This is a genomic window from Polynucleobacter sp. TSB-Sco08W16, assembly GCF_018687455.1.
In the GTDB taxonomy this organism is placed as follows: Bacteria; Pseudomonadota; Gammaproteobacteria; order Burkholderiales; family Burkholderiaceae; genus Polynucleobacter.
In genome coordinates this window covers 1,426,482-1,443,893 of record NZ_CP061291.1, presented here as the reverse complement: position 1 = coordinate 1,443,893, position 17,412 = coordinate 1,426,482, and the positions used below count along the sequence as shown (strand labels likewise).

Annotated in this window: 20 protein-coding genes; 19 read left to right on the top strand and 1 reads right to left on the bottom strand. The window is 45.4% G+C overall.

The genetic code is table 11. The features are described 5' to 3' along the window. The first annotated feature begins 4 nt into the window (after window positions 1–4). The 16 genes from FD961_RS07195 to FD961_RS07120 all read left to right on the top strand — a co-directional run bounded on the left by FD961_RS07195 (window position 5) and on the right by FD961_RS07120 (window position 12,415). Window positions 5–559: a flavodoxin family protein gene (locus tag FD961_RS07195; RefSeq protein WP_071465229.1), complete on the top strand. Its 555-nt coding sequence runs from the start codon at window positions 5–7 to the stop codon at window positions 557–559. After that, entirely contained in the window at window positions 559–1,107 is a 549-nt protein-coding gene (locus FD961_RS07190; protein ID WP_215393265.1) for a cytochrome b, read from the top strand. The genes FD961_RS07195 and FD961_RS07190 overlap by 1 nt, the downstream gene beginning before the upstream one ends. Further along, entirely contained in the window at window positions 1,097–1,672 is a 576-nt protein-coding gene (locus tag FD961_RS07185) for a YceI family protein (RefSeq protein ID WP_215393264.1), read from the top strand. The genes FD961_RS07190 and FD961_RS07185 overlap by 11 nt, the downstream gene beginning before the upstream one ends. A gap of 45 nt (window positions 1,673–1,717) precedes the next feature. After that, on the top strand, window positions 1,718–2,293 hold the full coding sequence (locus FD961_RS07180) for a YceI family protein (protein WP_215393263.1): 576 nt from the start codon (window positions 1,718–1,720) through the stop codon (window positions 2,291–2,293). Window positions 2,294–2,489: 196 nt separating this feature from the next. Further along, complete coding sequence (gene ccmA / locus FD961_RS07175) at window positions 2,490–3,137, top strand: cytochrome c biogenesis heme-transporting ATPase CcmA (protein ID WP_215393262.1); 648 nt, start codon at window positions 2,490–2,492, stop codon at window positions 3,135–3,137. Then, window positions 3,134–3,799 (top strand): heme exporter protein CcmB, encoded by a 666-nt coding sequence (gene ccmB, locus FD961_RS07170; protein WP_215393261.1) that lies wholly within the window; start codon window positions 3,134–3,136, stop codon window positions 3,797–3,799. The genes ccmA and ccmB overlap by 4 nt, the downstream gene beginning before the upstream one ends. Further along, window positions 3,796–4,566 carry a heme ABC transporter permease CcmC gene (ccmC, locus tag FD961_RS07165; RefSeq protein WP_215393260.1) on the top strand — a complete coding sequence of 257 codons (771 nt, stop codon included), beginning with the start codon at window positions 3,796–3,798 and terminating at the stop codon, window positions 4,564–4,566. The genes ccmB and ccmC overlap by 4 nt, the downstream gene beginning before the upstream one ends. After that, window positions 4,566–4,754, top strand: coding sequence for a heme exporter protein CcmD (ccmD, locus tag FD961_RS07160; RefSeq protein ID WP_215393259.1), 189 nt, complete (start codon window positions 4,566–4,568; stop codon window positions 4,752–4,754). The genes ccmC and ccmD overlap by 1 nt, the downstream gene beginning before the upstream one ends. After that, window positions 4,751–5,185 carry a cytochrome c maturation protein CcmE gene (gene ccmE / locus FD961_RS07155; RefSeq protein WP_215393258.1) on the top strand — a complete coding sequence of 145 codons (435 nt, stop codon included), beginning with the start codon at window positions 4,751–4,753 and terminating at the stop codon, window positions 5,183–5,185. Before ccmD ends, ccmE begins: the two co-directional genes overlap by 4 nt. Continuing rightward, window positions 5,182–7,101 (top strand): heme lyase CcmF/NrfE family subunit, encoded by a 1,920-nt coding sequence (locus FD961_RS07150; RefSeq protein ID WP_215393257.1) that lies wholly within the window; start codon window positions 5,182–5,184, stop codon window positions 7,099–7,101. Before ccmE ends, FD961_RS07150 begins: the two co-directional genes overlap by 4 nt. Then, window positions 7,098–7,628, top strand: coding sequence for a DsbE family thiol:disulfide interchange protein (locus FD961_RS07145; protein ID WP_215393256.1), 531 nt, complete (start codon window positions 7,098–7,100; stop codon window positions 7,626–7,628). Before FD961_RS07150 ends, FD961_RS07145 begins: the two co-directional genes overlap by 4 nt. After that, a complete protein-coding gene (locus FD961_RS07140) occupies window positions 7,625–8,104 on the top strand; it encodes a cytochrome c-type biogenesis protein (protein ID WP_215393255.1) in 480 nt (159 codons plus the stop codon). Before FD961_RS07145 ends, FD961_RS07140 begins: the two co-directional genes overlap by 4 nt. Next, the gene (gene ccmI, locus FD961_RS07135; protein ID WP_251371247.1) at window positions 8,101–9,294 is read left to right on the top strand and encodes a c-type cytochrome biogenesis protein CcmI; all 1,194 of its coding nucleotides are present in this window, start codon (window positions 8,101–8,103) and stop codon (window positions 9,292–9,294) included. Before FD961_RS07140 ends, ccmI begins: the two co-directional genes overlap by 4 nt. A gap of 48 nt (window positions 9,295–9,342) precedes the next feature. Beyond that, window positions 9,343–10,647: a TAXI family TRAP transporter solute-binding subunit gene (locus FD961_RS07130; RefSeq protein ID WP_215393254.1), complete on the top strand. Its 1,305-nt coding sequence runs from the start codon at window positions 9,343–9,345 to the stop codon at window positions 10,645–10,647. Window positions 10,648–10,658: 11 nt separating this feature from the next. Further along, the gene (locus FD961_RS07125) at window positions 10,659–11,627 is read left to right on the top strand and encodes a tripartite tricarboxylate transporter substrate binding protein (RefSeq protein WP_215393253.1); all 969 of its coding nucleotides are present in this window, start codon (window positions 10,659–10,661) and stop codon (window positions 11,625–11,627) included. A gap of 32 nt (window positions 11,628–11,659) precedes the next feature. Further along, complete coding sequence (locus FD961_RS07120; RefSeq protein WP_215393252.1) at window positions 11,660–12,415, top strand: 2OG-Fe dioxygenase family protein; 756 nt, start codon at window positions 11,660–11,662, stop codon at window positions 12,413–12,415. Window positions 12,416–12,423: 8 nt separating this feature from the next. Here the strand turns inward: FD961_RS07120 and FD961_RS07115 are convergent, their stop codons facing one another. Beyond that, window positions 12,424–13,407 (bottom strand): tripartite tricarboxylate transporter substrate binding protein, encoded by a 984-nt coding sequence (locus FD961_RS07115; protein ID WP_215393251.1) that lies wholly within the window; start codon window positions 13,405–13,407, stop codon window positions 12,424–12,426. Between the two features lie 85 nt (window positions 13,408–13,492). Here FD961_RS07115 and FD961_RS07110 point away from each other — a divergent pair, with 85 nt between their 5' ends. Genes FD961_RS07110 through ccoS form a run of 3 tightly spaced genes read left to right on the top strand, consistent with a single transcriptional unit; the run spans window position 13,493 to window position 17,356 of the window. After that, a complete protein-coding gene (locus FD961_RS07110; protein ID WP_215393250.1) occupies window positions 13,493–14,719 on the top strand; it encodes an MFS transporter in 1,227 nt (408 codons plus the stop codon). Window positions 14,720–14,734: 15 nt separating this feature from the next. Continuing rightward, window positions 14,735–17,167: a heavy metal translocating P-type ATPase gene (locus FD961_RS07105; RefSeq protein WP_215393249.1), complete on the top strand. Its 2,433-nt coding sequence runs from the start codon at window positions 14,735–14,737 to the stop codon at window positions 17,165–17,167. 9 nt (window positions 17,168–17,176) lie between these two features. Then, a complete protein-coding gene (gene ccoS, locus FD961_RS07100) occupies window positions 17,177–17,356 on the top strand; it encodes a cbb3-type cytochrome oxidase assembly protein CcoS (RefSeq protein ID WP_071465245.1) in 180 nt (59 codons plus the stop codon). The last annotated feature ends 56 nt before the right edge of the window (window positions 17,357–17,412 follow it).

Genomic DNA, 17,412 nt, shown 5'->3' with positions numbered 1-17,412 from the left:
GAGCATGAGTAAAGTAGCCGTAGTTTTTCATAGTGGATATGGGCATACCGTAAAACAAGCTGAAGCTGTAGCTAAAGGCGCTAATGGAACATTGGTCGCAATTGATGCAGAAGGTAATATTTCGGATGCTCAGTGGGCTGCATTAAACGATGCGGATGCCATCGTATTTGGCTCACCAACCTATATGGGTACTGTGAGCTGGCAGTTCAAGAAGTTTGCTGATGCAAGTTCTAAACAGTGGTTTTCACAGCAGTGGAAAGACAAAGTATTTGGCGGGTTTACCAATTCAGCAACGATGAATGGCGATAAACATTCCACTTTGCATTACTTCTTCACTTTAGCAATGCAGCACTCTGGTGTATGGGTTGGTACTGGCTTGATGCCATCAAACGCCAAGTCAGCTAAGCGAGATGATGTGAACTATGTTGGCTCATCTGCAGGTGCAATGATGACAACGCCATCTGATGCAAGCGCTGATGAAGTAAATGCTGGCGACTTAGAGACTGCACGTTTATATGGCGAGCGCATAGCTAAGATTACACAGAAGTTGCGCGGCTAATGAAGCAGTCTCGATACACCGGCTTCGCTATCCTCCTTCACTGGGTGATGGCACTTCTAATTTTAGTTACTTGGTCTATTGCGATTGTGGTGAGTGATATGCCCTTGAGTCCCACCAGGATTGCTGGGTACAGCTGGCATAAATGGCTTGGTGTAACTGTTTTCTTCTTGGCGGTAGTTCGCTTGCTTTGGCGTAGTACCCATCCCGCTCCTGAGCTGAATTTGAGGATGCCCGCTTGGCAAGAGAGGGTGATGAAGTTGACCCATGTAGCCCTGTACTTATTAATGGTTGCCATTCCGGTAGTAGGTTGGCTCATGAGTTCTGCCAAAGGTTATACCGTTAACTACTTTGGGCTCTTTGAATTACCTGATTTAGTCGAAAAAGATAAAGCCCTAGGTCATACCCTAAAAGAGGTTCATGAATGGCTCGCTAACGGCTTAATGGCTTTGGTAGTTCTGCATATCTTAGCTGCCCTTAAACATCAATTGATTGATAAAGATGGTTTATTAAGTCGCATGTCTTTTAGGGGCGCTCGCAATGAGAAATAATGTTTCTTTCTTTAGAAAAGGCTTGGTAGCAATTCTGGCAATGACTCTATCAGCATCCCTGTATGCGGTTGAGTATTCATCGATTGATGTTGCTAAAAGCAAAATTACTTTTACAACGAAGTTGATGGGCTCCAAACTGGCAGGTGGTTTTGGGAAGTTTTCTGGAAAAGTTTCTTTTAATCCCGATGGGCCTGAAAAAGCTAAAGCCTCTTTGATGATTGATATTGCTAGCTTTAATGCGGGCGGCGAAGAGTTGCAAGAAGAGGCTAAAGGGAAGGATTGGTTCAATACCAAACTCTATCCTAACGCCACATTTACCTCTGATGCAGTTAAGGTCACTGGCCCTAATAGCCTTGAGATTCATGGCTCTCTGGCTATTAAAGGAAAGTCGGTACCAGTAGTTATAGCGGCAAAGTATCAGACGCAAGGCAAGCAAATCATATTTGATGCCAGCTTTCAGTTGTTGAGATTGGACTATGGTTTAGGCGCTGGTAATTGGGCTGACACATCAGCCGTATCCAATGAAGTGCCTGTCAAGGTCAATTTAGTGTTGAATCAAAAGTAGTATTGAGATATTTTTTTAATTAGATTTTTTATCACGGAGAATTACATGAAATTCAAGTTATTGTTTACATTATTGGCAACCATTGGTTTGGCTACATCAGCTTTTGCGGCGCCATCTACCTATTCGACAGATGCGAATCACACCTTCGCTCAGTTTGAATACAACCATTTAGGTTTTTCAAAACAAACGAGTCGCTTTAATACTGTTACTGGCACAGTGACGATTGATCAAGCAGCAAAAAAAGGTAGCGCAGATATCATTATCGATACCAAGTCAGTAGATACTGGCTCAACCTTCTTTAATGGCCATATTCAAAGCGAAGATTTTTTATCTACAACACAGTTCCCAACAGCAACATTTCAGTCAAATGACATGATTTTCAAGGGCGATAAGCCAGTTGAATTGAAGGGCACTTTGACATTAAAGGGTGTCAGCAAGCCGGTTACCTTGGCTATTACACACTTCGAGTGCAAAAAGCATCCAATGTCTGGTGTTGATTACTGCGGTGCCAATGCTGAAACTAAGGTAAAGCGTACTGAGTTCAATATGGGTAAATATGCTCCTAACGTTGGCGATGACGTCACCATCATGATTGCGATTGAAGCAGCGAAAAAAGAGTGATTTTGATCAAGAGGCTTCAGTTTTTCCAAAAGACCACCTTCGGGTGGTTTTTTATTTCCCTGAAGAGTAGGTTTATAATTCTGTAAATACTTGAATTAAAAGAGATTATTCTGAAAAATCCCTTTCTGTGCGTTTGACAGCCTGTAGGGGCTCTTGGACAATGCGTTTGGCGGTTTGATTCAAGCCATCACCTCTAATGACAGCCTATATTTCCACAATCTCTAGTCAACCCAGCTTAGTGCTTGAAGCACGTGCTTTAAGTTGTGTACGCGGTGATAAAGCCTTATTTTCTGGTTTAAATTTTCAGATTGCAGCTGGAGATTGCCTACATGTCCGTGGCGAGAATGGCGTAGGTAAAACCACTTTATTGCGAATTTTGACAGGACTGTCTCAGCCTGAATCTGGTGAAGTGTTATGGAATCAACAAGCGCTTAATTCACAGTCCAGCGCTTATCATCGCGATCTATTATTTCTGGGTCATCGCGATGCTCTGAAAGAGGAGCTTACTGCTCTCGAAAATTTACAAATGTACGCGGCAATTGATGATGTCGAGCTATTGCTAGAAGATGCTATGGCAGCATTGCGGCGTTTTGGTTTACGTGGTCGTGAAAATTTACCGATTCATTGTTTGTCTGCAGGTCAAAAGCGACGGGTGTTAATGGCCCGTATGCTGACCCGTCAAGCCCGCTTGTGGATTTTGGATGAGCCTTTTAATGCCTTGGATGCTAAGGCTGTTGTTGAGCTTGAGGGCTTAATTGCTGAGCATCTGTCTGCCGGTGGCTTATTGGTATTAACTAGCCATCAGGCGGTCAACATTGCCAATGTGAAGGTCTTAGAGCTATGAACGCATTGCTAGCAATGATTCGTCGGGACTTGCTCTTAGTGATGCGTCGCAAGAGTGAAGTGCTGACGGCATTATTTTTCTTTGTTGTTGTGACCAGCTTGTTTCCTCTGGGTATCGGTGCTGATACAGCCCTTCTGAGAAAAATTGCTCCTGGGGTAATCTGGGTTGCTGCTCTGTTATCTACTTTGCTTGGCTTGCAGCGCATGTTTGCGGCCGACTATGCTGATGGCGCTTTGGAGCAAATTGCTTTATCGCCTCAACCTATGGTTCTGTTGGTCGCTGGAAAAATGATTGCGCACTGGATGGTGTGTGGACTACCGCTGGTGATCTTGGCGCCGATCATTGGGATTCAGTTTGATCTGGACTTGAGTTCTCTATATATATTGATGGGAACTCTATTATTGGGTACTCCCGTACTGTCTCTCCTAGGCTCTATTGGTGCTGCGCTCACACTGGGAGTGCGTGGCGGCAGCATACTCATGAGTTTATTGGTCTTGCCCTTGTATATTCCGGTTCTCATTTTCGGTGCCGGTGCGGTATACGCCAACAGCGTGGGGCTGGATACTTCAGGGCATTTTTCGCTGTTAGGCGCCTTATTGATTTTGGCTTTAGCATTTGTACCTTGGGTTACTGCTGCAGCTGTAAAGATTGCGATTGAATGACTGATACAAATAATTTTGACAAGAATCGCTTGGTTAACTGGTTTAAGTTATCAAGCCCAAGTACCTTTTATCCGGTAGCGGGCAAACTCATTCCCCTTTTCTGGGTATTAACAGCCATCTTTGGTCTGGCAGGTCTTTGGGTGAGTTTCTTTATTGCTCCAGTAGACGCTGTGCAAGGTCAAGGCTATCGCATCATTTTTATTCATGTGCCGGCATCCTGGATGTCGATGTTTATTTATTTGGTGATGGCTGCGTGGGCAGGATTAGGCTTAATTTTTAACACGCGTTTATCAGCCATGATGGCGCAAGCGCTTGCACCCATTGGTGCATGGATGGCCTTTCTGTCTTTGTGGACAGGAGCATTCTGGGGTAAGCCAATGTGGGGCGCTTGGTGGGTGTGGGATGCACGCCTGACTTCAGAGTTGATTTTGCTCTTCCTATATTTAGGTTTCATCGCCTTGCAGGCTTCAATTGATAATCCACGCAGGGCTGATAAGGCAGGTGCAATTTTGGCCTTGGTTGGGGTAGTGAATGTGCCAATCATTTATTTTTCCGTGAAGTGGTGGAACACGCTGCATCAAGGCGCTTCCGTGTCCCTAACTAAAGCCCCGGCTATGGCGCAAACCATGTTGCTAGGAATGTTATTAATGGCTCTGTGTTTCTGGATGTACACCATTGCTGTGGGCTTGATGCGAGTACGCACCATTATTTTGGAGCGTGAAGCCCATACAGATTGGGTGAGACAATTAGTTGAGGTGAAAGTCTAATGTGGAATAGTCCAGCAGAGTTTCTTGCGATGGGTGGCTATGCACTTTATGTGTGGAGCAGTTTTGGAGTCTGTCTAGCCGTTTTATTGTTTGAGCCTCTTAGTATTCGCGCTCGTAATAAAGCCATTATTCGTAGACTGAAGCAAGAGCAGTTAGCCGAACAGTTTGATAAAGAAGGTAGTCAGTGAAGCCCAGACATAAGCGCGCATTAATGATTGTTGCTGCCCTAGCAGTCATCGGGATAGCTGCGCTTCTGATTTTGAATGCACTCAACAGCAATATTGCACTTTATGTCACCCCAAGTGAGGTCGCTGCAGGTAAAGCCCCTCAGGGCCAAGCTTTTAGGATTGGGGGAATGGTCAAAGATGGCTCCTTGAAACGTGATGGTTTGACTGTGCATTTCGTGATCACCGATTTAGTGAAGGATATCCCCGTTGCCTATACAGGCATCCTGCCTGACCTATTTAAAGAAGGTAAGGGTGCCGTGATTCAGGGACGCATGAATGCTAATGGGGAATTTATAGCGAGCGAAGTCTTGGCAAAACATGATGAAAACTATATGCCCCCTGAAGCGAAACATGCTTTAGAGCAAGCGCAAAAAAATGGAAGTGGTAAATGATTCCAGAGTTCGGGCACTACGCACTAACCTTAGCTTTATGTGTTGCATTAATCCAGGGGGTTTTGCCTTTAGTGGGCGCACATTACGGACGTCGTGAGCTATTAGCATTGGCCAGGCCAGCTGCGCAAACGGTATTCATGCTGCTTGCTATTGCCTTTGGAATTTTGGCATGGAGTTTTTATGCAAATGATTTCTCCGTACTCTATGTTGCGGAGCATTCCAACTCACAGTTACCAGTGGTATACCGTTTTGGTGCGGTATGGGGTGGCCATGAAGGTTCATTGTTATTGTGGATTTTTCTATTAAGCACTTGGACAATCTTGGTGTCGCAGCTTTCTAAAGCTTTGGATGAGTTCATGGTTGCTAGAGTAATTGGCGTTCTTGGCCTCGTTACTAGCGGCTTACTGCTCTTTGTGCTGACTACCTCCAATCCCTTCGAACGTTTGCTGCCAGCAGCTCAAGATGGCAGATCATTAAATCCACTTCTCCAAGATCCAGGCTTAGTCTTTCATCCGCCAATGTTGTATATGGGTTATGTTGGCTTCTCTGTAGCATTTGCATTTGCAATTGCCTCCTTATTATCCGGAAGGTTAGACGCTGCTTGGGCACGTTGGTCGCGTCCATGGACCACGGCTGCATGGGTGTTTCTAACTCTCGGCATTGCATTAGGCTCTTGGTGGGCATATTACGAACTCGGTTGGGGCGGTTGGTGGTTTTGGGATCCTGTTGAGAACGCATCCTTTATTCCTTGGCTAGTAGGCACTGCTCTATTGCATTCTTTAGCGGTGACAGAGAAGCGCGGTGGTTTTAAGAGCTGGACTGTGTTGTTGGCAATTACTGCATTCTCACTTTCACTCTTGGGTACATTCTTAGTGCGTTCTGGTGTTCTAACATCAGTACACGCTTTTGCAACTGACCCAAGGCGCGGCATCTTTATTCTCATATTCTTATCGCTAGTCGTCGGTTCTTCATTGGCTCTATATGCATGGCGTGCCCCAAAAAATACTTTGGGCGGAAAATTTAGTTTGAGCTCAAGAGAAACATTTATTTTGTTGGGTAATGTGTTCTTAGTAGTTTCTGCTGGCTCGGTTTTGTTAGGCACACTTTATCCTTTGTTGATTGACGCGCTTCACTTAGGAAAAATCTCTGTAGGCCCCCCTTACTTCAATAGCGTCTTTGTACCAATCATGATTCCATTATTGGTATTGATGGGCATTGGTCCATGGACTAGCTGGAAAAATACTGATCTACTTACTGTAATTAAGCGTTTGTGGTTTGCTGGCTTGATTGCCGTCTTTGCCGGAATTGCAATACCGTTCTTCATGGGCCCATTTACTTGGCTTGCAGGCCTAGGATTTTTATTGGCCTTTTGGCTCATCGCTTCTGGATGTTTGCAAGTGATTCGCCAAATGAAGATTGGTAAACCCACGCGCTCCTTTATTGGAATGCAAGTTGCCCATTTGGGTATCGCCATTTTTGTAATTGGGGTCACCATGGTTGGCGCCTATCAAGAGGAGAAGGATGTGCGCATGCTCACTGGTGAGACAGTGACTGTAGGCGGCTATCAAATTCAGTTGATGGGTGTAGAGGCTGTGCCGGGACCAAATTATCAAGCCATGCGCGGCACTTTTTTACTAACCAAAAATGGCAATTCTCAAGCATTTCTTTATCCAGAAAAACGTAGCTATTTTTCTTCTACGATGCCAATGACTGAGGCGGCGATTAATACCTCTCTCACTCGTGATATTTATGTTTCTCTCGGCGAGGAGTTGGGTGATAAAGCTTGGGCTGTTAGGGTTTATTACAAACCCTTTGTAGATTGGATCTGGGGTGGATGTTTATTCATGGCCTTAGGTGGTGTTCTGGCGATGTCAGATAAGCGCTACCGTATGAAATTAAAAAGAGTAGCGGTATGAAAGCAAAATTTTTAATCCCTTTGCTACTCTTTGTTGTGCTGGTAGGATTTTTGGCTGTTGGCTTAAATCTTGATCCTCATGAAGTGCCATCACCTCTCATTAATAAACCTGCACCTACTTTTGAAGTCCCACAATTAGGGCAAGCTAATAAAACGTTTTCACCTGCGAGCATGAAAGGTCAAGTGTGGATTCTCAATGTGTGGGCCTCATGGTGCGTGGCTTGTCGTGAGGAGCACCCCGTTCTTGTTGAGATTGCTAAATCAGGATTGGTTCCGCTAATTGGCCTTGATTACAAAGACAAGCGTGAAGATGCTCTCGCCATGCTAGAAAAACAAGGCAATCCTTACCTACTTTCCGCCTTTGATGCGAATGGCAGAGTTGGAATTGATTATGGGGTGTATGGTGTACCTGAAACGTATGTAATAGATCGGACGGGGGTCATTCGCCTAAAGCACATTGGTCCGATTACCCCTGAAATTCTGAAGCAGAAGATATACCCATTAGTCAGTGAGCTCCAAAAGTCATGAAGCCACTCTTTTTAGTATTCGCCTCGATCCTCTTCCTGCAGTGTGCATTTGCCAACGATGCTGCGCCTTTAGCAGATGATCCGGTGACCGAGCAACGCTTAATTAGTATCTCTGAAGAAATGCGTTGTTTAGTTTGTCAAAATGAATCACTGGCAGGGTCTCGCTCTGATTTAGCAAATGATCTGCGTAGAGAAATTCGTACCTTGATTAAAGAGGGCAAGAGCGATGATCAAATCAGAAATTTTATGGTTGAGCGCTATGGCGATTTTGTTTTGTATCGTCCACCAGTAAAGCCAATCACATGGTTGCTGTGGATTGGTCCCTTTGTGATATTGGCAATTGGCATTGCGGTATTGCTTGGCTATTTGCGTAGACGTAATGCGGCCGCTCCAAGTAAGGCTCTAAGCGCTGAAGACAATCAAAAAATGGATGCTTTGTTAGCTGGATTGGGAAAAGATGATCGGAATGAAAAATGATGACTAGCTTTTTCATCGCCGCTTTTTTATTGCTTGTGCAGGTGTTGTTCTTGCTGCTTCGTCCATTTATCTTCTCAGGTAAGGGCGAAGAAACCTCTCGTCGCCAAATGAATGCTGCTATTTATCGCGAAGAGCTAGATAAGCTGGTCGCAGAACATGCGGCGGGCCTCATTAATGCAGATGAGTATGAAATGAGTCATGCAGAAATGCGTCAAAGACTTTTTCAGGACACCAGTGAAGAGGATGACCGCTCGGTGATGGGCTCCTCGAAGAAGGTAGTCATTGGCCTCTGTGTATTTATTGTGTTGCTTTCTTCTGCCATGTATTTTTCATTGGGTGACGTGATTCGTATTGCTCAATATAATGAGCAAAGACCAACCACTCAGGCTGGTGTTGAGAAGATGGTTGCTGAGTTTGCTCTGAAGATGGAGAAAGATCCAGACAATCTAAAGGGCTGGGCAATGTTGGCGCGCTCGTATCGAATTTTAGGGCGCAATCAGGATGCTGCTAATGCATATGCTCGTGCAGGTAGTTTTATTAATGACGATCCTGAACTCTTGGCTGAATATGCCGATACATTAGTATCCGTTTCCAATGGAAATTTCTCTGGTAAACCATTGGCACTGATTAACCAAGCACTAAAAATTGACCCTAATAATTTATTGGCTTTATGGTTATCAGGATCTGCCTCTTTTGCAGCGCAAAATTACAAGGCTGCTGTACAAGCTTGGGAAAGGCTTGCAAATCAATTGCCTCCTGGATCTGAAGAGGCGCGTGCAATTCAAGGATCCATTGCCGAGGCCCGTTCTAAGGGTGGGCTAACAGGCACTATCGCCTCTGTAGGTGGCTCAAAAGGGATCAGTGGCAAGATTGAGTTGTCGGCTGAGTTGAAGTCTCAGGTTAAGCCTAGCGATACCGTATTGGTGATTGCACGCCAACCTGGCGAGCGGATGCCGGTAGCTGTATTAAAAGTGGCCGTAGGTGATTTTCCAATGAATTTTGCTTTAACAGATGCATTAGCCATGAATCCAAATATGCCGATTTCTAAATTATCCGAAGTGGCTATTGAGGTGAGAATTTCTAAGACAGGAATGGCTAAGCCTGAGGCAGGAGATTTAATGTCTTCAGTACAAACTGTTAAGGTTGGCTCGAATCAAGTGAAACTATTGATTAATCAAGTACGGCAGTAATCTAATCGCCTGACTTTACTGAGCATGAGAAAAAACGATAGAGGCCTTATGAACTCCCTAAAAAGACAAATCTATAACCCTTTTGCGATTGCCATTGGTTTTTGTGTTCTGCTTATTTCTATTTTTGCTGTCTTATGGATACTGGTGCCACCCCCATCAAAAGTCATTGAGATGGCTACAGGCTTTCCAACAGGTCTTTACTACCAGTTTGGTGAACGCTTAAAGGAAGAGGTTGCTTCAGATGGTGTCACATTGAATGTGAAGGCTACAGGCGGCACGATTGATAACTTGGCCTTATTAAGTGATCCCAAGTCTGGCGTCAATTTTGCAATGGTCCAGGGTGGTGTTGCAGATGTTAGTAAGTATCCAAATTTAGTTTCTATTGCGGGCATGTTCTATGAGCCTATTTGGGTTTGGTATCGCGAGCCAGCATTTAAATCCGAAGGTGGCCGGTTGCAAGTTTTAGGTCAGCTCAAAGGTAAGCGTGTGGCCATTGGTAATGAAGGAAGTGGAACCTTAGCCTTGAGCACTACCTTGCTCAACATTAGCGGCATTACTGAAAATGAAATCCACGCTGAGAAACTGAAACCAGATCAGGCCTTAGCAAAACTTAATAGTGGTGAGTTAGATGCGGTATTTATTGTTGCTGCAGCCGAAGCCCCAGTTCTGAAAAAGTTTTATGAGATTCCAGGTATTCGTTTAATGAGTTTTGATCAGGCTGATGCATATACCCGCAATCTGCCGTATTTATCCAAGGTCAATGTCCCCAGAGGTCTTCTGAGTATTCAGCATGACCTGCCGCGTCAGGATATTCAGGTGATTGCGCCTACAGCTACTCTGGTGACGCAGGATCATGTTAGTCCAGCAATGATCTCTTTATTACTAAGCGCTTCCTATGATGTCTTGAAATCCTATTCCCGCCTACAAAAGCCAGGTGAGTTTCCTTCAAGCGCTGGTATGGATTTTCCTTTGCATGCTGATGCAGAGATTTATCTGAAAGATGGTCCTTCCTTTTTGCATCGCCATCTTCCTTTTTGGACGGCAGTTTGGGTAGGGCGCTTTGTCAAGATTGTGATTCCTTTGTTGGTGATCTTTATTCCGCTGTTTACTTATATTCCAACAGCTAAAAATTTCCTATTACGCCTGAAGCTTGCACAAGTATATGCAGAGCTTAGAGATCTTGAGAAGAATGCCTTTAATCCAGACCTAAAGGAAAAGAACTTTAAAGATCTTGAGGTCATTGAGAGACGGGTTAACAACATCAAAGTCTCTATGATGGACTCTAAGGAGTTATACGATCTTAAAGGGCATGTGGGCGATGTCCGCGCTCGCTTGAACCATCTGTATTCTTAAATAGAGACAATATGAATAAAAAATGGAGTAAGTTGCTAGGCGCCTTAATTGGAGTTTTAATTGCATCTTCAGCGCTCGCACAGGCTTATCCAAGTAAGCCGGTTGCATTGGTGGTTCCTCAAGCGGCTGGTGGAACCAATGACATTGTGGCGCGCTTGATTGCGCCTGCCTTTGGTGAGGCGCTCAATACTTCGATAGTGGTTGAGAATAGGCCTGGTGCAGGCGGCAATATCGGCACCCAAAGTGTGGCGCGTTCTGCAAAGGATGGTTATACCTTGCTGCTAACGATTAATAGCGCACAAGCTATTAATCCTGCCTTGTATAAAAACCCAGGCTTTGATCCGATCAATGACTTTGTTCCCCTGTATTACATTGGAGCAACACCCTATGTATTGGTTTCACCTCCAGGATCCCCTTATAAAACGCTCGCGGAAGTAGTTACTGCTGCTAAGAAGAGACCGGGTGAGCTCTCTTACGCCTCTGCTGGTAATGGCACCATCAGTCATTTGTTAGGTGCGATGTTAAATACTAGTGCTGGTATAGATATGCAGCACATTCCGTATAAAGGGGTTGCACCTGCAATTAATGATGTTTTAGGTGGCCAAGTGCCACTCGCATTTGCAAGTCTGCCGTCAGCCTTAAATTACATTAAAGCGGGTAAGCTGCAAGCTATTGCCATCAGTTCAGCAAAGCGCTCTAGCGCTGCACCAGAAATTCCGACGATCGCTGAAACGTATCCTGATTGTGTGGGTGAGGTATGGGTAGCCATGTTTGCCCCGATTGGAACCCCACCAGAGGTGGTTAAGAAAATTCAAGCAGCATTAGATAAGATGATGGCAAGACCAGATATCCGCGAAAAGCTAATGGCCCAAGGTTTAGACTTAAGCCCTGTACCACCAGCAAAGCTGAGTGTCCTTCTAAAGGACGAACTGGCTAAGTGGATCAAGATTGTGAAAGCATCGGGCGCCCAGCTCGATTAAGTATTTCTGGTGGATTACCCTAAAATGAACGCATGAGTACAGCTAACCTATCCTCTGCTTTAACTTCGGCAAAAGACCTCCCTCAGGCCATGCGTGATGAGGGCTTTGCAGTCGCGTCAGCTGAAACTGTTGCAGAGATTTGTAAGGTTGATTTATCGGACTTGCAAAACCTGACTCAATATTGGGAGGGTTTACCGCGGGACCCTTACCTTAAGGATGGTGGTCGTTATCGCGCTCGTCGACATGCTAGTTATGAGATTAAAAATAATGCCTTAACTTTAGTGCCTCATCGCGCTCACTGGCAATCGGTTGACTACAACGCTTTGCATGGTGGTATCGAGCGCTGGTTTGAGCCTATTCAAGTAAATTTACAAAATGATCCTGCTTGGCAGGCTGTATTACTTGGTCTTGGAAATACCTTGAGCAGCTTAAAGCCAGTGACAACTTGGTTTGTAGAGGCCCATCAATTTCGGATTGATACTACGGATGGAATTGGTCGTCCAACTCCTGAGGGGGCTCATCGTGATGGCGTTGATTTTGTTGCTGTGTTTTTGCTAAATCGCGATGGTATTAAGGGTGGAGAGACGAGAATATTTGAGGCAAATGGCTCAGCAGGTTTGCGATTTACACTCACGCAGCCTTGGTCTTTATTGCTGATGAATGATGAGCGCATGATTCATGAATCTACTCCGATTCAGCCACTTGGCAACTACGGCTACCGAGATACTCTGGTGCTCACCTTTAGGTCTAATGGTTTTCAGGACTCTCCAAATCGCAGTCAACAGTAATAGATTATTTATTCTGGCTCCATCCCTGCTTCTTTAATTGCCTTGGCCCACTTAGCAGTTTCTAGTTTTATCTTTTGACCAAGCGCTTCAGGAGTGCCAGGTTGTGTTTCAAATCCCATGGTGGAAAGTCGCTCAACTAAATCTTTTGACTTGGCTGCATCATTAATTGCTTTATTGAGTTTGATGACCGCATCCTTTGGCATGCCTGCGGGGCCAAACGCTGCAAAGAAGGCAATCAACTCATAGTTTTTAATCCCAAGCGCTTCATTTACAGTGGGTAACTCGGGGATAGCAGGCGAGCGCTTTAGTGACGTAACAGCTAGTCCACGGATTTTTCCAGCCTGCACCTGCGGAAGCGAAACACCAAAGTCTGAGGTGAACATATTGACCTGTCCTCCTATGAGGTCAGTCATCGCATTGGGCCCGCTTTTATAGGAGACGCCAGTCATTTTGATGTTGGCAGCACTGGCCAGCATCTCAGACGATACCCGTTGCGAGGTGCTTGCATATGCAAAGGTCATTTTTCCAGGATCTGCTTTGGCGAGCGATACAAACCCATTAAGAGATTTTGCAGGAACGTCGTTGTTGATGGCAATAATGAGCGGCGCTGAGCCAAAGTAGCCAATAGGAGTGAATGCAGTCTCTTGGTTGTAGGGCAAATTTTTAACCAAACTTTTAAGAGCTGCATTTGTACTGTTGGTTCCAAATAATATTGTGTAACCGTCAGGCTGAGCTTTAGCTACGAAATCAGCTCCAATCATGCCATTAGCCCCAGGTCGATTTTCAATGATGATGGGCTGCCCTAGCGCTTCGGATATTTTGGTGGCGAAGGCTCGTCCAATTTGATCGGTAGTGCTACCTGGTGCAAATGGAACAATTGCCTTAATTGGTTTGGAGGGGTAGTTATCGGCAAACGCTATCGAGCTAGTGAGGCTGATAAATAGGCTTATTAAGATCTGAATCCCAGTACCTAGGAAGGGCGTGCTTTTCATGCTGTCTCCGTCTATTTTTCTCTAGTGTAGCGGGTCTTTAAAGCCTGGGGCGAGTAGAATGAGTTCACGTTTTTACCGATACTCTATGCGCTTTCGTTCAACTGGTTACACCCCTCTGATGCTACTGGCACAAACCTGTGCTTTATTAGGTTTTGCCTGCTATGCCGTTGTACTTAAGCCTTTGCAGGAGGAGTGGCACCTAAGTAATCTCCAGTCAGGTCTTATTGCCAGCGCTTTTTTCTTTGGATATATGCTCGCTGTACCACTGGCAACAGCATTGACCGATCGAGTAGATGCACGCAAGGTGTATTTGGTGGGAGGGCTCTCTGCGACATCCGGCCTTTTGGGGATGTGTTTCTTTGCCAGTAACTTTTGGACTGCCATGTTATTTATGGCTATTAACGGTGCAGGGCTGGCAGGCACTTATATGCCGGGACTCAAGATTTTGTCTGACCGAATTCAGTCTGGAGAGTTAACGCGGCACATTGCTTTTTATACGGCCTTCTTTGGAATTGGTACAGGCTTCTCTTATTTGTGCTCTGGTTGGATTTTGAATGCCATGGGTTGGCACTCTGTATTTGGCATTATTGCGCTTGGGCCTTTTAGTGCATTCTTGATTGTCTTGTTATTAATTCCTCCACTTGCTCATGAAAAGTGGAGTGGCCCCATCAAGATTAATATCCAAGATTTATTTCCAGTGGGCAAATGGAAATTGGTGTTGCAAGATAAACAAGCCGCTGGATTTATTTTTGGCTATACAGCTCACACCCTTGAGTTATTTGCTTCTCGTAGCTGGATTGTTGCCTTCCTAGCCTTTTGTGTAGCCACCTCAGGAGAGTCAGCTTTTTTAGCGATTACAACATTAGCCGGAATTATTAATTTCTTTGGCGTGCCTTCATCTATATTGGGTAATGAGGTTGCATTACGCATTGGTCGACAAAAGTGGGTCTGTATTGTGATGCTAGCTAGTGCTGTTTTAGGCATTACGCTCGCAAGCTCAACTGGGAATTCATGGTGGCTTATTCTCACTTTGGCAATTGCGCATTCAATCTTCACTATGGCAGACTCAGCTACTTTGACTGCTGGCTTAGTCATTAATGCCAAAGAAAATATCAAGGGTGCTGCAATGGGGTTGCATTCCTTGATGGGCTTTGGTGGCGGTCTTCTAGGCCCTGCCATTTTTGGTTTTGTATTAGATATTTCTGGCTCTCAGACATCGAGAACGGCTTGGATATGGGCGTACTCTGCAATTGTGATTTGGGGCGTACTCTTTGTGATTTATGAGCGCCGTAATGGTTGGGCTGAGAAATAAATTCATGAGCCAGCAATGAATAACAGCATCAAATTGACCTGTTATCACTGCCTAAGTGCAATTTTGCCTGGCGAGTTGATAGAGGCAGAATTAGGTGGAGTACAGCACCAGTTTTGTTGTCCTGGTTGTATGGCCATTGCGCAAACAATTCATGGAGAAGGTCTGGAGGTCTTCTATGCAAGAAGGGCTCAATCTAGCGATAAGCCTGCTGCATACCTTGCGGGTAATGAAATCCCTGAAAGACTAAGGCCTTATGATGACCCCTCTTTGCGCGGACGTTTTACTAGGCCATATGGTGATGCGGGTGAGTTAGAAACGACATTGCGTCTAGAGAAGATTCGGTGTGCAGCTTGTGTATGGTTGTGTGAACAGCATCTGCGACGCCTGATTGGCGTAAAGGATGTGCAAATAAATTATGTGACCCAAAAAGTCATTGTGCATTTTTTACCCGAGCAAACCAGTTTAGCTAGATTACTTTTTGAGATCGAGCGTATTGGATATGAGGCTTGGCCATTTGAGCCTTCACTCTCACTCGATAGAGCTAAACGAGAAAGGCGTCAATTACTTACTCGCCTTGGTGTCGCTTTACTTGGCATGATGCAGGTGATGATGTACGCGTGGCCTACCTATGTAGGTGCTGATATCACGCCAGAGTTTGAAGTTCTGTTGGGTTGGACAAGCTGGGCTCTAACGGTGCCTGTGATGGTGTACTCAGCAGGCCCCATCTTTCAAGCTGCTTGGCGAAGTATTCAAACCTTCAAGCAGACTCGTATGCTGGGGATGGATGTACCAATTGCCCTAGCTTTAGGTTTGGCATTCATTGCTGGCACGATTAATCTAATTAAGGGGTCTGGTCAAAGTTATTTTGATTCCATCACTATGTTTGTCGCCTTCATCTTGGCTGCGCGTTATGTGGAGTTGCTTGCCAGACAGGATGCACAAGGTGGGGCAGAGGCTTTGGCAAAGCAATTACCAGCAACCTGCGATCGTTTGCCGCATTACCCAGCCTCTCAAGATTTTGAAATTGTTCCAGTAGTTAACTGCAATCCAGGTGAAGTGCTGCGTGTATCGCCGGGCGAAGTGGTTCCTGCGGATGGGATTTTGATTGAAAACGTTAGCGCCCTAGATGAATCGCTGCTAACTGGAGAGGCAAAGCCAGTAGAGAAAAAAATTGGGGATCGCGTTTATGCCGGTACCCACAACATCCTTAATCCACTGATTATGAGAATCGATGCTGTTGGGCAATCTACTCGCATCGCTGGAATTGCTTCTTTACTAGATCAGGCATTACTTGCTAAGCCGGTGATGGTCAGTCTGGCTGAAAAGTGGGCCGCATACTTTGTTGCTTTTTTATTGCTTAGTGCATTTATTTCGTCAGCAATTTGGCTGTACTTTGACCCCAGTCAGGCATGGACCGTTTTAGTTTCAGTGCTAGTGGCAAGTTGTCCATGTGCATTATCACTTGCAGTACCAACTGCAATGGCAGCAGCGCAGGGTGCAGTGACCAAGCTGGGCGTATTGATTGTGCGGGGCCATGTGATGGAGGGCTTGGTAAAAGCAAGCGATCTTGTATTGGATAAGACTGGTACCCTCACAATGGGCCAACCAGAGCTTCAAGAAATTATCAATCTGCGCCAAGGCTATAGTCGTGAAGATGCATTAGCACTTGCGGCAGCAATGGAGGCTGGGCAACGGCATCCATTAGCGCTTTCTATTTTGCGCGCCATAGAGTTAGAGAACTCAAACCCCGTTCTGTTGAGCAATCCCGTTACAAATGAAATGGGCAAAGGCTTAAGTTGTGGTTCTTACCGCCTGGGAAGCGCCGTCTGGCTAGGGTTAGAGCGGAACACGCATGATGGTCAATACGGTCAAGTTCACCTCGCGGATGAACATGGCTTGATTGCAAGCTTTATTTTCTTGGATACGCCAAGAGTGGGGTTACAACATTTACTTCGCGCCGCGCAGGCTAGAAATATTACAGTGCATTTGGTGTCGGGTGACGATCCCGCAACGGTTGCTTGGTGGGCTAATCATGTTGGCATTCAACACTATCGAGGGGCCTGTACCCCTGAAGATAAATATGAATACATTGAGCGCCTACAAAAAGAAGGGCGATTTGTATGGGCAATTGGTGATGGAGTAAATGATGCACCTTTGTTGGCTCGCGCTAATATTTCAATTGCTGTGGGGGCAGGGGCGCCGCTTGCTGCTGCAGGTGCTGATGCCATCCTCACGGCTAGTTCATTAGAGCCATTAGCAAAAACATTGGCGCTGGCTGACAAGGCTCAAGTCATCATTAAAGAAAATTTACTATGGGCACTAGTCTATAACTTGCTAGCTATTCCTGCGGCAATGCTCGGTTTGGTCAATCCGTGGATTGCCGGAATTGGAATGTCACTTTCTTCTCTGGCGGTCACACTCAATGCCTGGCGTTTACGAAAGGCTTAGACTACAGAAATGGAGAGCCTTTTTATTCTGATTCCTCTATCTCTGCTATTGGTTGGGCTCTTGGCCTGGATTTTGCATTGGTCAGTCAAAAGTGGCCAGTTTGATGACTTAAATGGCCCTGGTGAGTCGATCTTGATGGATGATGATGCTCCAATTACGCCAAAAGTTAGCAAAGACTCTCAAAAGTAGCCAATGAATCATTGGTTTTGCCTGACCTAGGGTTCTCCTTACGGGGACTTATGTAA

Coding starts and splice junctions, on each gene's coding strand:
- FD961_RS07105 (WP_215393249.1), top strand. CDS start 14,735: ATGAATAACAGCATCAAATTGACCTGTTATCACTGCCTAAGTGCAATT.
- ccmC (WP_215393260.1), top strand. CDS start 3,796: ATGACTGATACAAATAATTTTGACAAGAATCGCTTGGTTAACTGGTTT.
- ccmA (WP_215393262.1), top strand. CDS start 2,490: ATGACAGCCTATATTTCCACAATCTCTAGTCAACCCAGCTTAGTGCTT.
- FD961_RS07190 (WP_215393265.1), top strand. CDS start 559: ATGAAGCAGTCTCGATACACCGGCTTCGCTATCCTCCTTCACTGGGTG.
- FD961_RS07185 (WP_215393264.1), top strand. CDS start 1,097: ATGAGAAATAATGTTTCTTTCTTTAGAAAAGGCTTGGTAGCAATTCTG.
- ccoS (WP_071465245.1), top strand. CDS start 17,177: ATGGAGAGCCTTTTTATTCTGATTCCTCTATCTCTGCTATTGGTTGGG.
- ccmD (WP_215393259.1), top strand. CDS start 4,566: ATGTGGAATAGTCCAGCAGAGTTTCTTGCGATGGGTGGCTATGCACTT.
- FD961_RS07140 (WP_215393255.1), top strand. CDS start 7,625: ATGAAGCCACTCTTTTTAGTATTCGCCTCGATCCTCTTCCTGCAGTGT.
- FD961_RS07145 (WP_215393256.1), top strand. CDS start 7,098: ATGAAAGCAAAATTTTTAATCCCTTTGCTACTCTTTGTTGTGCTGGTA.
- FD961_RS07125 (WP_215393253.1), top strand. CDS start 10,659: ATGAATAAAAAATGGAGTAAGTTGCTAGGCGCCTTAATTGGAGTTTTA.
- FD961_RS07150 (WP_215393257.1), top strand. CDS start 5,182: ATGATTCCAGAGTTCGGGCACTACGCACTAACCTTAGCTTTATGTGTT.
- ccmI (WP_251371247.1), top strand. CDS start 8,101: ATGATGACTAGCTTTTTCATCGCCGCTTTTTTATTGCTTGTGCAGGTG.
- FD961_RS07130 (WP_215393254.1), top strand. CDS start 9,343: ATGAACTCCCTAAAAAGACAAATCTATAACCCTTTTGCGATTGCCATT.
- FD961_RS07115 (WP_215393251.1), bottom strand. CDS start 13,407: ATGAAAAGCACGCCCTTCCTAGGTACTGGGATTCAGATCTTAATAAGC.
- ccmB (WP_215393261.1), top strand. CDS start 3,134: ATGAACGCATTGCTAGCAATGATTCGTCGGGACTTGCTCTTAGTGATG.
- FD961_RS07110 (WP_215393250.1), top strand. CDS start 13,493: ATGCGCTTTCGTTCAACTGGTTACACCCCTCTGATGCTACTGGCACAA.
- FD961_RS07120 (WP_215393252.1), top strand. CDS start 11,660: ATGAGTACAGCTAACCTATCCTCTGCTTTAACTTCGGCAAAAGACCTC.
- FD961_RS07180 (WP_215393263.1), top strand. CDS start 1,718: ATGAAATTCAAGTTATTGTTTACATTATTGGCAACCATTGGTTTGGCT.
- FD961_RS07195 (WP_071465229.1), top strand. CDS start 5: ATGAGTAAAGTAGCCGTAGTTTTTCATAGTGGATATGGGCATACCGTA.